This window comes from Mycobacterium sp. (assembly GCF_046091765.1).
GTDB lineage: Bacteria > Actinomycetota > Actinomycetes > Mycobacteriales > Mycobacteriaceae > Mycobacterium.
In genome coordinates, this window is sequence record NZ_JBJTCF010000037.1 from 1 (window position 1) to 14,467 (window position 14,467).

Annotated in this window: 14 protein-coding genes and 1 pseudogene; 6 read left to right on the top strand and 9 right to left on the bottom strand. The window is 71.0% G+C overall.

The annotated features are described in order from the left end of the window. From ACKOB8_RS03245 to ACKOB8_RS03255, 3 genes and pseudogenes are all read left to right on the top strand, one after another. Positions 1-195: pseudogene (locus ACKOB8_RS03245) on the top strand (hypothetical protein); the annotation flags it as partial. Continuing rightward, entirely contained in the window at positions 192-686 is a 495-nt protein-coding gene (locus tag ACKOB8_RS03250) for a ferritin-like domain-containing protein (protein ID WP_526375591.1), read from the top strand. The pseudogene ACKOB8_RS03245 and the gene ACKOB8_RS03250, both read left to right, overlap by 4 nt. A gap of 38 nt (positions 687-724) precedes the next feature. Further along, the gene (locus ACKOB8_RS03255; RefSeq protein WP_526375593.1) at positions 725-1,441 is read left to right on the top strand and encodes a hypothetical protein; all 717 of its coding nucleotides are present in this window, start codon (positions 725-727) and stop codon (positions 1,439-1,441) included. Here ACKOB8_RS03255 and ACKOB8_RS03260 read toward each other — a convergent pair. Further along, positions 1,348-1,641, bottom strand: a complete 294-nt coding sequence (locus ACKOB8_RS03260; RefSeq protein WP_526375595.1) for a hypothetical protein — start codon at positions 1,639-1,641, stop codon at positions 1,348-1,350. The genes ACKOB8_RS03255 and ACKOB8_RS03260 overlap by 94 nt on opposite strands. A 175-nt stretch (positions 1,642-1,816) precedes the next feature. Here ACKOB8_RS03260 and ACKOB8_RS03265 point away from each other — a divergent pair, with 175 nt between their 5' ends. Beyond that, positions 1,817-2,452: a GNAT family N-acetyltransferase gene (locus ACKOB8_RS03265; RefSeq protein WP_526375597.1), complete on the top strand. Its 636-nt coding sequence runs from the start codon at positions 1,817-1,819 to the stop codon at positions 2,450-2,452. Between the two features lie 288 nt (positions 2,453-2,740). After that, positions 2,741-2,890: a hypothetical protein gene (locus tag ACKOB8_RS03270; RefSeq protein WP_526375599.1), complete on the top strand. Its 150-nt coding sequence runs from the start codon at positions 2,741-2,743 to the stop codon at positions 2,888-2,890. Between the two features lie 6 nt (positions 2,891-2,896). Here the strand turns inward: ACKOB8_RS03270 and ACKOB8_RS03275 are convergent, their stop codons facing one another. The 8 genes from ACKOB8_RS03275 to ACKOB8_RS03310 all read right to left on the bottom strand — a co-directional run bounded on the left by ACKOB8_RS03275 (position 2,897) and on the right by ACKOB8_RS03310 (position 13,415). Then, positions 2,897-4,657: a proline--tRNA ligase gene (locus tag ACKOB8_RS03275; RefSeq protein ID WP_526375601.1), complete on the bottom strand. Its 1,761-nt coding sequence runs from the start codon at positions 4,655-4,657 to the stop codon at positions 2,897-2,899. A 48-nt stretch (positions 4,658-4,705) separates the two neighbouring features. Beyond that, positions 4,706-6,193 (bottom strand): MFS transporter, encoded by a 1,488-nt coding sequence (locus tag ACKOB8_RS03280; protein ID WP_526375603.1) that lies wholly within the window; start codon positions 6,191-6,193, stop codon positions 4,706-4,708. A gap of 70 nt (positions 6,194-6,263) precedes the next feature. After that, positions 6,264-7,709, bottom strand: a complete 1,446-nt coding sequence (locus tag ACKOB8_RS03285) for an MFS transporter (RefSeq protein WP_526375644.1) — start codon at positions 7,707-7,709, stop codon at positions 6,264-6,266. Between the two features lie 147 nt (positions 7,710-7,856). Further along, positions 7,857-9,080 (bottom strand): uroporphyrinogen-III C-methyltransferase, encoded by a 1,224-nt coding sequence (gene cobA, locus ACKOB8_RS03290; protein WP_526375605.1) that lies wholly within the window; start codon positions 9,078-9,080, stop codon positions 7,857-7,859. Further along, positions 9,077-10,441: a cobyrinic acid a,c-diamide synthase CobB gene (locus ACKOB8_RS03295; protein WP_526375646.1), complete on the bottom strand. Its 1,365-nt coding sequence runs from the start codon at positions 10,439-10,441 to the stop codon at positions 9,077-9,079. Before ACKOB8_RS03295 ends, cobA begins: the two co-directional genes overlap by 4 nt. 64 nt (positions 10,442-10,505) lie before the next feature. Beyond that, positions 10,506-11,120: a cob(I)yrinic acid a,c-diamide adenosyltransferase gene (cobO, locus tag ACKOB8_RS03300; RefSeq protein WP_526375607.1), complete on the bottom strand. Its 615-nt coding sequence runs from the start codon at positions 11,118-11,120 to the stop codon at positions 10,506-10,508. 16 nt (positions 11,121-11,136) lie between these two features. Next, on the bottom strand, positions 11,137-12,966 hold the full coding sequence (locus tag ACKOB8_RS03305) for a VWA domain-containing protein (protein ID WP_526375609.1): 1,830 nt from the start codon (positions 12,964-12,966) through the stop codon (positions 11,137-11,139). Beyond that, on the bottom strand, positions 12,963-13,415 hold the full coding sequence (locus ACKOB8_RS03310) for a GNAT family N-acetyltransferase (RefSeq protein ID WP_526375611.1): 453 nt from the start codon (positions 13,413-13,415) through the stop codon (positions 12,963-12,965). The genes ACKOB8_RS03305 and ACKOB8_RS03310 overlap by 4 nt, the downstream gene beginning before the upstream one ends. Before the next feature lie 43 nt (positions 13,416-13,458). Between ACKOB8_RS03310 and ACKOB8_RS03315 the strand changes: the two genes are divergently transcribed. Beyond that, the gene (locus ACKOB8_RS03315) at positions 13,459-14,454 is read left to right on the top strand and encodes an alpha/beta hydrolase (protein ID WP_526375613.1); all 996 of its coding nucleotides are present in this window, start codon (positions 13,459-13,461) and stop codon (positions 14,452-14,454) included. Positions 14,455-14,467: the final 13 nt, after the last annotated feature.

The window sequence follows — 14,467 nt, forward strand, 5'->3', positions numbered from 1 at the left end:
GCGGCGAACACCGCGCCCCCGCCCCCGCCCCCGACCCTGGCCGACGTGGTCTCGGCGCTGCGCCGCTCCGCCGAGAGCGCCGGCAAACTGGTGCCGACGCTGTCGGGTTACCGCGCGGGGCTGATGGGGTCCATCGCCGCCGCCTGCACCACCTCCGCCACGGTGGGCCTGCCTCCGGTCCGGCGGCCGACGTGACGTCACCAACCACGCCGGCCTCACCGAGTGCGACGCCACCTGACCCCGACCGGCCGACCGACGCCGACGCCGGGGCACTGTTCGACGCCGTGGCCACCGAGCACGCGACGATCTACGGCTACGGCGTGGTCTCCGCCTACGCCCTGTCGACCCGCAACGACATGATCTCCGAGGCGCTCGCCGAACATCGCGAGCGACGGGAGGCGGCGCTGGCGCTGCTGAAATCCCGCGGGGTCACAGCCCCGCTTCCGGCGGCCGGCTACCAACTGCCGATGCGGGTGGATTCGCCGACCGCGGCCGCCCGGCTTGCGGCGCGGATGGAGGACGACTGCGCGGTGGCCTGGCGCGCGGTACTCGAACAGGCCGGCGCGGAGTCGGATCGGTCGTTCGGTCTCACCGCGCTGACGCAGTGCGCGGTGATGGCCGCCCGGTGGCGACGGGTGCTGCGCGAGTGGCCGGTGACCAAGGCCTTCCCCGGCGGCGGCGAGTAGCGCCCGGCCGCCGGAGCGGACCTGGCTAAGCTGCCCCTATGCACGCCGCCCCGAATGCGCTCGTCAGGCGCGCCCGGGGGATGGCAGTGGGCCTGGGTGTCGGCGCCGGCGTGCTGATCGGACTCGCAGCCCAGGCGTCGGCGGCCCCGCCCGATTCCCCGGCGTCACCCGGCCCGGCGGCATCGGCGTCGCCGTCGGTGGCGTCAGCCCAGACCCGTCAGGCCGCGACCCGCCCGGCCGCGAGCCGAAGGCCGGTGACCCCCACACCGGTGGCGGCAGCTGCGTCGGCAGCGCCGTCGGCAGCGCCGTGGGCGGCGGCGGTCCCGGCCGCCCAGCAGGTGGCCGCATCGGCGACTGCATCGGCGACTGCGTCCAGGCGCACCGGTGCCGGGCTGTTCCCGTCCGACCCGCGCGGGCGGCAGATCACCATCTACAAGGGAACGCACTTCGCCATTCCGAACAGTTTCGGCTTCTTCATCACGCAGGTCACCGGGACCGGCACCTTCACCGCCAGGTCCTCCTACGACCTCAAGGACGAGGATCAGTTCGACTGGAACAAGTTCACCGGGATCGCGTTCACGCCGCTGGAACCCGACCGCAACTCGGTGATGGTCGGCTGGCGCTACAACCTGAGATCGCAGGAGTTCGAGATCGCCCCGTTCTACAACGTCGACAAGCAGCGCATCCTGCCCAACGAGCGGACCGAGGTCATCTCCGTGCCCGCCGACCAGACCTTCGGGTACTCCGGGTCGTAGTCCTGCCCGGAGAAGGTCAACTGGGCCTGATCGCTCCCGTCGGGGTTCATCGTCCAGAGGTCCACCTCGTTGGCGCCGGCGAACCGGGCGAACACGATCCTGCCGTTGACGCCCGGGAACGCCGCCTCCGCGGGGGTAGTGAGACCCAGCAACGTGAGCAGCGCGATCGTCACGATGGACAAGGAGATCCGGGTACGCATGACAACCCCTCCGTTCCGTACCTGCGATGGCACCCACCGCGGGAACGCCCCGTTTCACTTTCACCGTAGGAGCCGGGGGCGGCCGAGATCGAAGATCTGCCCGCACCGGAGCGGCGACCCGCGAGGCCAGCTCTGGACGTATGCGCTGGAGCGTGGTTGAGTCACGGAGAGAGGGGTGAGCGCACTGCCTGTGCCTGTCGAAAGTCGCGCTGCAGCGAACGAAGCGGACCTGAACGCCGCCGTTGCCGTCATGACCACAGCCTTCGCGAACGACGCGGTCTGGGGAGGATGGGCCTTCCCCATCGCCGACCCTGCCGCACGCACGGCTGCGCGCGAGCGCTGGTGGCGCTTCAACCTCGCAAGCGCCATGCGCTATCCGTGGATGCGACTCACCCCCGATGACGGCGCCGCGACGCTGTGGATACCACCCGGCGGCGCTGAGTTGACCCCCGAAGAGGAGGAACAGCTCGAACCGTTGCTGCGCGCGCTCGTCGGGGATCATGCCGAGCCCTTCCTCGCGGGCCTGGAGCTGTTCGGCTCCAACCACCCGCGGGAAGAACCCCACTACTATCTGAGTCTTCTCGGCACGCACGACGACTTCCGTGGGTGTGGCCTCGGGATGGCGTTGCTCGCGGAGAACCTCGCGCGCATCGACGAGGAAGGTCTTCCCTGCTACTTGGAGTCGACCAACCCGGGCAACATCCCGCGCTACGAATCGGTCGGCTTCCGAAAGGTCGGTGCGTTCACGCTTCCTGCGGGTGGCCCGACGGTCGACACGATGTGGCGCGATGCGAGACCCTCGACGCCGTAGTCCCCACACGGTCCCTCCAGCTCGTACCCGCACGTCAACGATCGTTCCGCGCATCGGAGCATCGCTCGGGGACTCGACACCCATCGCCAGGCGCCTGCTCTCGAGGATCGCCGCAGCGCCGACGGATATGCTGCGGCCCCATGACGGTGCGGATCGGTCGCTACGGTGCGGATCGGCTCGACGACATCGAGGTCGTCTGGCGTTCGCTGCACGAGCATCACGTCACCATCGACCACGGGAGGAACGCCGAGATCCGTCGCGAGCGCCAGACGCGTCGACTACACCGGGGTGACCATCTCCTACGGGGACAAGACGGTGTTCAAACCGTTCCCGCCCGGCCTGACGCCCAATGTGTGGACCGCCGCCCGGGTCAGCGGATGGTTCGGCGGCAATGAGGTCGCGCCCCGGACGGTGTCCTACTACCTCAAGATCGACTGACCGGGCTCAACCGGCCGCCGCGGATTCGGTCACGGCCGAAGCGATGTCGGTGGCCGCGGTGGCGACCGCGATCTCGCGGGTCACACCGCTGAACCGGTTCCGCAGCTCCACGATGCCCTCCGCCCAGCCCCGGCCCACCACGACGATCCAGGGCACGCCGAGCAGTTCGGCGTCTTTGAACTTCACCCCGGGCGAGGCGGAGCGGTCGTCGAGCAGCACCTCGTAGCCGCGACGGTCGAGTTCGGCGGCGAGTTCCTCCGCGCCGCTGCGCGCCTGGGCATCCTTGTTCGCGATCACCAGGTGGACGTCGAACGGCGAGACCGAACTCGGCCAGCGCAACCCGAGTTCGTCGTGGTGCTGCTCGGCGATCACCGCCACCAGCCGCGAAACCCCGATGCCGTAGGAGCCCATCGTCAGTCGCACCGGCTTGCCGTCCTCGCCGAGCACGTCCGCCGAGAATGCATCGGTGTATTTGCGACCGAGTTGGAAGATGTGCCCGATCTCGATGCCGCGGGCGCTGACCAGGTCACCCGCACCGTCCGGCGAAGGGTCGCCGTCGCGCACCTCGGCGGCCTCGATGGTGCCGTCGGCGACGAAGTCACGCCCGGCGACCAAACCGACAACATGCCTGCCGGTTTCGTCGGCACCGGTGATCCAGGCCGTACCGTCGACCACCCGGGGATCCACCAGGTAGCGAACGCCGTTGGCCAGCAATGCTTTCGGGCCTATGTAGCCCTTTTTCAGAAAAGCGTGGCGGGCGAAGTCGGCGTCATCGAGTAGCGCATAGTCGGCCGGTTCGAGGGCGGCACCGAGGCGCTTGTCGTCGACCTCACGATCGCCGGGAAGACCGATCGCCAGCAGTTCCCACTCGCCGCCGGGAACCCGCACCTTGAGCATGACATTCTTCAGCGTGTCGGCGGCGCTGACGCGGCGACCCAGATCAGCGGAGTTGGCCCAGTCGACCAGAGTGGCGATGGTCGGCGTGTCGCCGGTGTCGTGCACGGTGGGCTCGGGCTGACCGTCGATGGGCAGCGGATCCGGGACGGCGGTCCTGACCGCCTCGACGTTGGCGGCGTACCCGGACTGCGGGCACCGCACAAAAGTGTCTTCCCCGACCTCGCTCTCGGCCAGGAACTCCTCGGACGCGCTGCCTCCCATCGCGCCGGAGACCGCCGAGACGATGACGTAGCGAATCGCCATCCGGTCGAACATCTTCTGGTAGGCGCCGCGGTGGGCGAGGTAGACCTGCCGCAGCCCGGCGTCGTCGACGTCGAAGGAGTACGAGTCCTTCATGATGAATTCACGCCCGCGCAGGATGCCCGCCCGCGGTCGGGCCTCGTCACGGTACTTGGCCTGAATCTGAAACAGCAGCAACGGAAAGTCTCTGTAGGAGTTGTACTCCCCCTTGACGGTCAGGGTGAACAACTCCTCGTGGGTGGGGCCCAGAAGATAGTCGTTGTCGCGACGGTCCTTGAGCCGGAACACCCCGTCGCCGTACTCCGTCCACCGATTGGTGGTCTCATACGGCGCCCGCGGCAGCAGCGCGGGGAACAGGATCTCCTGGCCGCCGATGGCGACCATCTCCTCGCGGACGACGGCCTCGATGCGGCGCAGCACCCGCAGACCCAGCGGCAGCCAGCTGTACAGGCCCGGCGCGATGGGGCGCACGTAGCCGGCCCGGATGAGCAGCTTGTGGCTGGGCACCTCGGCATCGGCCGGATCGTCGCGCAGGGTGCGCAAGAACAGCTCGGACATCCGGGTGATCACAGCGGGCAGCATAGCCACCGCGCGATGTGCGTGGCCGATTCAGCCACCTCAGAGCTTGCCGGCCTCCACGGCCTCGCGGGTGTGCTGGGCGGTGGCGATCTGGTTGGCCGAGAATCCGATGAACAGGGCCGCCAGGCCGACCAGGACCGCGACGGCGGCGATCCACAGCAGCGAATAGGTGTATCCGGCGTCCAGCGCGTCGAGCTGGGCGGGAGTCATATTGGCGACCGGCCCGGTGGTTCCCCCCAGATAAAGGGTGCGGGAGATCTGGACCGCCTGGATCACGACCAGCACCAGCGGCCCACCGAGGTTCTGCGCCATCAGGGTGATCGCGCTGACCGGGCCGACCTCCTTGGGGCCGACATTGGCCAGCGCGCACAGCGGAAGCACCACCGAGATGATGCCGATGCCGAAACCACCGATGAGGATGGGCAGCAGCAGGTCGGGAAAGTACGGGATGGTGCGGGTCAGCGTGGACCCGAAGAGCATCGCGCCCAGGACGAACGCCCCGCCGCCGATGATCAGCCAGCGCGGCGCGACGCGCGGGGCCAGTTTCGTGGTCAGCAGGTTACCGACGCCCAGCGCCAGCGCAAACGGGATGAAACTGATCCCGGCGTGCAGCGCCGAGTACCCCAGCACGTCCTGCACGTACAGCCCGATCATCACGGTCAACGTCAGCAGCACGCCGCCGGCCAGGAACAGCGAGACGAAGGTCGCCACCCGGTTGCGGTCCCGGAACAACCACAGCGGCACCAGCGGATGGTCGGCGCTGCGCTCGACCACGAAGAACGCCACGCCCAGCATGAGCGCGGCGACGCCCGCTCCGAAGACCCACGGGTCCGACCAGCCGCGGGCCGGACCCTGGGTGAACACCAGCACCCCGGCCGCGCAGCCGAGGGTGGCCAGCAGGGCCCCGGTGATGTCCAGTTTGAGCCGCTCGTGGCGGGTCTCCTCGAGCCGGGTGACGGCAATCCAGACGATCAGTGCGCCGATCGGGAAGTTGATCAGAAACGCCAGCCGCCAGGACAGCTCGGTCAGCGCACCGCCCAGCACCAGACCCAGCACCGAGCCGATGCCCTGCATGGCCGCCGACATCGCCATCGCCTGGTTGCGGGCGTGACCGACGGCATAGGTGGTGGCGATCAGCGCCAGTCCGGTCGGTGCTGCGACGGCCGCGCCGATGCCCTGGACGGCCCGCGCCGCAATCAGCAGCGGCCCGTCGGTCGCCAGGCCGCAGGCCATCGAGGCGATGGTGAACACACCGACCCCGGAGATGAACGCCCGCTTGTGGCCGATCGCGTCGCCGACCCGTCCGCCGAGCAGCAGCAGCCCGCCGAAGGTCAGGACGTAGGCGGTGATGACCCAGCTCTTGGCGGCGTCGGACAGGCCGAGTTCGGCCTGCATCCGCGGCAGCGCGACGATCACGATGGTGCCGTCCAGTGTCGCCATCAGTTGCATGCCGGTGATCGCGATGATCGCGACCCCCAGCACGCTGGAGGCGAGCGGCTTGGCCACCGGTTGCGGGTCGCTGGCCATGGGTAGTCACCCTACCGTCCCGAATGGGGCGCGTTTTCAGGCGCGCAGCGCCCGAAATCACGCCGGGGAGCTAGAGCTCGTCCCGGACTTCCTGCGCGTGCGCGACCTGCCCGGCGGTGTAGCCGATGAACAGCGACACCGCGCCCACGATGACCGCGACACCGGCCACCCACAGCAGCCCGTAGGTGTAGCCCTGGTCCAGCGCGTGCAACTGCTCGGGACTCATCCGCTTGACCGGCCCCGTCGTGCCGCCCAGGTACAGCGTGCGGGAGGTGATCACGGCCTGCACGATGGCCAGCACCACCGGCCCGCCCAGGTTCTGCAGCATCAGGGCGATCGCCGAGACGGGGCCGATCTGGTCGTGACCGACCCCGGCGATGGCCGAGACCGTCAGCGGCACCACGATCATGCCGATGCCGAAGCCGCCGACCACGATGGGCAGCACCAGGTTGGGGAAGTAGGGAATCCCGCCGTTGAGCGTGGAGCCGTAGATCATCGCGGCCAGCACCATCACCCCGCCGGCGATCACCAGCGTGCGCGGCGGGTAGAAGGACACCAGATGGGACGACACCCCCAGGCCGATTCCCAGCGCGACGACGAACGGGATGAACCCGATACCGGCCCGAAGGGCGCTGTAGCCCATGATGTCCTGCACGTAGAGCCCGATCAGCACGGTGAGGGTGAACATCACACCGCCGGCCAGGAAGATGGCCGAGAAGGTGGCCAGCCGGTTGCGGTCGCGGAACAGCGCGAACGGCACGACCGGGTTGACGGCGCTGCGCTCGACGACGACGAACGCCGCCAGGGCGGCCAGCGCGGCCGCACCGGAGCCCAGGGTCGGCAGCGAGAGCCAGCCGCTTTCGGGACCCTGGGTGAAGCCGAAGACCGCCGCGGTGCAGCCCACGGTCGCCAGCAACGCGCCGGCCGCGTCGAGTTTCATGCGCTCGCGGTGGGTCTCACGCAGCGTGGTGCGCGCGAGGTAGACGACCAGCAGGCCGATCGGGATGTTCACCAGGAACGCCAGCCGCCAGGAGACTTCGGTGAGCGCTCCGCCGACCACCAGGCCCAGCACCGAGCCGACGCCGGTCATGGCGGCGAAGACGGCGGTGGCGGCGTTGCGGGCGGGCCCCCGGGGGAAGGTGGTGGCGACCAGTGCCAGCCCGGTCGGGGAGGCGATGGCCGCCCCGATGCCCTGCAGCAGCCGGGCGACCACCAGGGTGGTCTGGTCCCAGGCGATACCGCACAGCACCGAGGAGATGGTGAACAGCGTGACGCCGACGATGAAGGTGCGTTTGCGGCCGATGGTGTCGCCCAGCCGCCCGCCCAGCAGCATGAGTCCGCCGAAGGTCAGCACGTAGGCCGTGATGACCCAGCTGCGCCCGGCGTCGGAGAGGCCCAGCTCGTCCTGGATGCGGGGCAGGGCCACGATCGCCACCGTGCTGTCCATGGTGGCCAGAAGCTGCATACCGCCGATCGCCACGATCGCGGCGACGAACCGCCAGGACGGCGGCCACATGGCGGACGGGCTGGAGGGTGCGGCGGCCGCGGGTTCGACCCGCACCGCGCGCCCCGACACGTATCCGGCTCCGCGGTGAAACGTCATCCGCTCGGCGTCGTTGAGAGCCGTCATAGCGGGCAACCCTACCCGAAAATTAAGAGAACTTTAAATGCCGAAGGCGGCCACCGGCCCGATCACGATGATCGCGGGGGGCCGAATGCCCTCGTCGCGGATGCGTTCGGCGACGTCGGCGAGGGTGGCGCGAAGGATCCGCTCAGCCGAGGTGGAGCCGTGCTGGACCACCAGAACCGGGGTTTGCGCTGGTCGGCCGCCTTTCTGCAGGGCGGTGGAGAACAGTTCGATGCGCTCCACCGCCATCAGCAGCACCAGCGTCCCGGACAGCTGCGCCAGCGCGTCCCAGTTCACTAACGATTCGGGATCGTCCGGTGACAGGTGGCCGCTGACCACCGCGAACTCGTGGTTGATCGCCCGGTGGGTGACCGGGACCCCGGCCAGGGCCGGCACCGCGATGGCGCTGGTCACCCCGGGCACAACTGTGACCGGAATCCCAGCCTCGGCGCAGGCGAGAATCTCCTCATACCCGCGGGCGAAGACGAACGGATCACCGCCTTTGAGGCGCACCACGAACTGTCCGGCCCTGGCCCGCTCGATGAGCACCCCGTTGATCGCCTCCTGCGCCATCGCCCGGCCGTAGGGGATCTTGGCCGCGTCGATCACCTCGACATTGGGCGGCAGTTCGGCGAGCAGTTCCGGGGGTGCCAGCCGGTCGGCCACGACGACATCGGCGTGCGCCAGCAGACGCCTGCCCCGCACGGTGATCAACTCCGGATCACCTGGGCCGCCGCCGACCAGCGCCACTCCGCCGGGCACCACGTCGGAGACCGTCGCGGCCACGATGTCGGGCGCGATGCGACCCTGCTGGAACGCATCGCGGATCGCCGAGCGCACGGCCGCCGAGCGGCGGTGCTCACCCCCGGCCAGCACCCCGACCAGCAGTCCCTCGTAGGCGAACGACGCCGGGGTCACCGCGGTGCCGCCGCGGGCCGCGTCGGCGCGCACGCAGAAGATGCGCCGGCGTTCGGCCTCGGCCACGATCGCGGCGTTCACGGCCGGGTCGTCGGTGGCGGCAATGGCGTACCAGGCCCCCTCGAGGTCGCCGTCGCGGTAGTCGCGCACTATCAGGGTCACCGCGGGGCTCTGCTCGGCCAGTGCCTCCACCGCCGGGGTGGCCGCGCGGGCGACGACACGCACCCGGGCGCCGCTGGCGATCAGCACCGGGACCCGACGCTGGGCCACCGTTCCGCCGCCCACCACGACGACCTGCTTGCCGGCCAGCCGCAGACCGACCAGATAGGCGTCCTCGGTCATCGGGATACCCGGGCCGCCGCGTGCTCGACGAAACGCCGGGCCGAGGCCGGCTGGGCCGCAGGGTGGGTGTGCAGATAGGAAGCGTGCACCCCGGACCGGACCGCGCCTTCGCCGATACCGCCACCGTCCCCGGCCAGCAGCCAGGCGGCCGACAGCGGTTCACCGAAGTGCACGACGGTGCGGTGGAACTCGTGGCCGGTCGCCCGCTGCCCGGCGCGGTAGAGCGGCGAGTCGCAGGCCGCGACGGCGTCGCGGTAGCCCAGCGTGAGCCGCGGGGTGAAGCGCGCCGAACCGGACAGCACCCCGCACATCGGGTGCCCGTCCAGATCCGACATCAGATAGGTCAGTCCGCCGCACTCGGCGTGCACCGGGGCGCACCGGGCCAGCTCGCGGATCTCGGCGCGCACGGCGGCGTTGGCCGCCAGCTCCCCCGGGTACTGCTCCGGGAACCCGCCGGGCAGCACCAGCGCGGCACAGTGTGCCGGCAGGCGATCGGCGAGCGGGTCGAACTCCGCCACCTCGGCCCCGGCGGCGCGCAGCAGTTCAGCGTGCTCGGGGTACCCGAAGCTGAAGGCCCTGCCCGCGGCGATCCCCACCACCGGCCGGCCGGCCACCGGCTCCCCCACCGCCGCCTCCGGCGACCACGGGTCTGCGACAACCCGCGCGGCGGCCAGTGCGACCACCGCTCCCAGATCGACGTGCCGGGCCACCAGCGCGGTCATCGCCGCGACCGCGGCCCGCGCCTGCTCACCGTGCTCACCGGCGGTCACCAGGCCGAGGTGCCGCGAGGGCACCGCCACGTCGTCGTGGCGGGGTATCGCTCCCAGCACCGGCACCCCGACCGCCGCACAGGCCTGTCGCAGCACCTGTTCGTGGCGCGACGATCCGACGCGGTTAAGGATCGCCCCGGCGATACGCACGTCGGGGGCGAGAGCCGAAAAGCCCTGCAGCACAGCGGCAATGCTCTGACCCTGACCGCGGGCGTCGATCACCATCAGCACCGGAGCGCCGAGCAGTCGCGCGACCTCCGCGGTGGACCCGCGGGCCGGGATCGCGAAGCGCTCGTCGATACGCCCGTCGAACAAGCCCATCACGCCTTCGACGACAGCGATATCGGCGGCCCGCGTGCCGTTGCGATACAGCGGGCCGATCAGGTCCTCACCCACCAGGACCGGGTCGAGATTGCGGCCCGGCCGGCCTGCGGCCAGCGCGTGGTAACCGGGGTCGATGAAGTCCGGGCCGGCTTTGAAGGGCGCCACGCGGTGGCCGGCATGCCGCAGTGCGCCCATCAAACCCGTGGCGATGGTGGTCTTTCCGCTGCCGGAGGTCGGGGCAGAGACCACGACGGCGGGGGTGCTCACTGGGCTCACCGGGCTCGCCTCACCGGGCTCGCTGGGCTCGCTGGGCTCGCCGGGCTCACCGGGCTCACCACTCGATCCCGCGCTGGCCTTTGCGGCCGGCGTCCATCGGGTGCTTGATCTTTTCCATCTCGGTCACCAGGTCCGCGGCGTCCAGCAGTTGCCGCGGGGCGTCGCGGCCGGTGATGACGACGTGTTGGCGACCGGGTCGGTCCAGCAGCGTCCGCACCACCGCGTCGACGTCGACCCAGCCCCAGGCGAGCGGGTAGGTGAACTCGTCGAGCACGTAGAAGTCGTGGCACTGCCCGGCCAGCCGGCGCGCGATCTCAGCCCAGCCCTCAGCGGCCGAGGCGGCGTGGTCGGATTCCGCACCCGGCTTGCGCGCCCAGGACCAGCCGGCGCCCATCGTGTGCCACTCCACCGGGCCGCCGACGCCGCTCTCGGCGTGTACCCGGCCCAGCTCGCGTAACGCGGCCGCCTCGCCGACCTTCCATTTCGCGCTCTTGACGAACTGGAACACCGCCACACTCATCCCGCTGTTCCACGCCCGCAGCGCCATCCCGAACGCCGCGGTCGACTTCCCCTTGCCCGCGCCGGTATGCACGGCCAGGACCGGGACGCTGCGCCGGGCCCTGGTCGTCAACCCGTCGTCCGGGACGACCTGGGGTCGACCCTGCGGCATCGGTGTTCCCTTCCCGTCAGGCGACGGCGCGGACGGCCGTCGCCACATAGTCTGCGCGCAGCTGGTCGGGGCGCACCACCGGTGCCCGCAACCAGCCGGCCACCTCGGCGGCCAGGCCCAGACCGATCGCGGTTTCGCAGTCGACGACGACCGCGGCGACACCCTCTGCCGCCAGACGTTCGGCGGCAACGCGGGTGCGACCCAGCGGATCCGGCCCGCCGGTGGCGCGGCCGTCGGTCAGCAGCACGACCAGCGGGCGCCGGCCGCGGTCGCGAATGCGTTCGCGTGCCACGAGGTCGCGCGCGGCCAACAGGCCCAGCGCCAACGGGGTGCTGCCGCCGGTCTCGAACCGGCCCAGCCGCCGCGAGGCGATGAAGGCCGAGGTGGTCGGCGGCAGCACGACCCGGGCGGCGTCGGCCCGGAAGGTGATCACAGCGACCTTGTCGCGGCGTTGATAGGCGTCGCGCAGCAGCGACAGCGCCGCGCCGGCGGTGGCCGCCATCCGATCCCGGGCGGCCATCGAACCCGAGGCGTCGACCACGAAGATCACCAGGTTGCCCTCCCGGCCGATCCGCACGGCGCGCCGAAGATCGCCGGGCCGCGGACGCAGCGGACCGGTGCCGGGATAGCCTTCGGCGGCGCCGAGCACCGTCGCGAACAGGTGCATCCCGTCCCCGCGCTCCTCGGGTTCTGCGGCGCGCACCGCGGCACCCGAGGAGTTGCGGGCCCGTGACCGCCGTCCGGCAGCCCCACCGCCGACCCCCGGCACCGTCAGGGCACGGGTGCGGAAGGTCGCCGAGGGTGGTGCGGACGGCCGCGGCGGCTGATCTTGGCGATCACGGTGCCCGGCAACGGTTTCCGGCGGGGCATCATCGGACTGCCCGCCGCCCGGAGGGTCGGGCTCGGGTTCGGGCTCGGAATCCGCCGAGAGCGCGGAGAGCACATCGTCAAGCTGGGCCGGGTCGATCCCGGGCTCGTCGAACGGGTCGCGCCGGCGGCGATGCGGCAACGCCAGCTCCGCGGCCACCCGGATGTCTTCTTCGGCGACGGCCCGAGCGCCGCGCCAGGCCGCGTGGGCGAGCGCGGTGCGCGCCACCACCAGGTCGGCGCGCATGCCGTCGACGTCGAAGGCCGCGCACAGCGCCGCGATGCGGTCCAACTCCCCCTCGGGGAGCACCACCTCGGCGACCGCGGCCCGGGCGGTCGCGATTCGCCGGGCCAGTTCGCTGTCGCGCTCGGCGTGCAGCGCGGCGAAACCGTGCGGGTCGGCCTCGTAGGCCAGCCGCTGGCGGATCACCGCCGCGCGCTCGGGGACATCACGCGAGGCCCGAATCTCGACGGTCAGCCCGAAGCGGTCGAGCAGTTGCGGGCGCAGTTCGCCCTCCTCGGGGTTCATCGTGCCGATCAGAAGGAAGCGCGAGTCATAGGAGTTCGAGACCCCGTCGCGTTCGACGTGAACCCGTCCCATCGCGGCCGCGTCGAGCACGATGTCGACGAGGTGATCGGGAAGCAAATTGACCTCGTCGACGTAGAGCATCCCGGCGTGCGCCCGGGCCAGCAGTCCCGGGGAGAAGGAGTGCTCGCCGGCACCCAGAACCTTCTGCAGGTCCAGCGAGCCGACCACCCGGTCCTCGGTGGCGCCGATCGGCAGTTCGACCAGTCGCGAGCCAGGATCGGCCTCGGCCAGCACCGCGGCCAGCGCTCGCACCGCCGTCGACTTCGCGGTGCCCTTCTCGCCGCGGATCAGCACCCCGCCGATCTCCGGGCGTACGGCGCACAGGACCAGCGCCAGGCGCAGCCGCTTGTGGCCGACGATCGCGCTGAACGGATAGCCGGGCGCGGTCACGGACGCGCCCGCACCATCGGGACGTGCGGGATGCCGTCCTCGAGGAACTCCTCGCCGTCGACGGCGAAGCCGTGCCCGGCGTACATCTGCGTCAGATAGGTCTGGGCGTTGAGCCGACACGGTCGCTCGCCGACGTCGTTCAGCGCCGCCCGCAGCAGCCGACCACCGTGACCGTGACGGCGCCCGTGGGATGCGGTGCACACCCGGCTGATCCTGAACTCCGGTCGCGCGCCGCCGCCCTCCGCGCTCAGCCGCAACGTCGAGACGATCTGCCCGGCAGGTTCGGCAAGCCAGAAATGGCAGGTTTCGGGCGCCAGGTCGCGGCCGTCGAGCTCCGGGTAGGGGCAGGCCTGCTCGACGACGAAGATTTCGACCCGCAGCCTGAGCAACTCGTAGAGCGTCGCCGCGTCCAGCTCGGGTCCCCGGCAACTAAGCAGCTCGACGCTCACGCCATTGGAGGTTACTCGCGCCGAACCCGGTTACTGTGGCCCCGTGTCGGCGCAACAGGACTGGCAGGACGACATCCTCGCCGGCTACCGCCGGACCACCCGATCGCTGGGCCCCGACCCCGACGGCGAGGGCGCGCTGTTCGCCACGCTGGTTCGCCGTGGCGACTCGGCCTCGGCGGGGCGCGCGGTGCTGGCGGTGCACGGTTTCACCGACTACTTCTTCAACACCGAACTGGTCGATCACCTGGCCGGTCACGGGTTTCGTTGCTACGGGCTGGACCTGCACAAGTGCGGACGATCCTGGCGGGAAGGCCAGACCCCGCACTTCACCACCGACCTGTCGCGCTACGAGCGCGAACTGGAATGGGCGCTTGCCGTCGTCGCTGCCGAGAACCCGGGTGCCCGAGTCGTGGTCTACGGACACTCCACCGGCGGGCTGGTGGTGTCGCTGTGGCTGGACCGGGTGCGCCGGCGCGCTGAGACCGCGAGCCTGGGTCTGGCGGGCGTGGTGCTCAACAGCCCCTTCCTGGACCTGCGCGGCCCCTCGATCCTGCGCACCGGACTGGGTGCGGGCGCGATCAGGGTGGTGTCGCGGGTTCGCAAGACCCGGGTCGTGCGCGGCGCCGGGCGGGGCGGTTACGGCCTGACCCTGCACCGCGACTACCACGGCGAGTTCGACTACAACCTGCAGTGGAAGCCGGTCGGCGGCTTCCCGGTCACGGCCGGCTGGCTGCGCGCGATCCAGCGCGGACAGGCCCGCCTGCACCGCGGTCTGGACGTCGGGGTGCCCAACCTGGTGCTGCGCTCGGACCACACCGTCGCCGAGACGGCCGGGACCGACGTGATGCAGCGCGGCGACGCGGTGCTCGACGTCGATCACATCGCCCGGTGGGCCGGATGCCTGGGCAACCGCCAGCGCGTGGTGCCGATCGTCGATGCCAAGCACGACGTCTTCCTCTCGCTGCCGGGACCGCGCGCGGCGGCCTACCGCGAACTGGATGCCTGGTTGCCCGAACTGGACCTCGCGGCCGGCGAGTGACCGGCGGGAACAA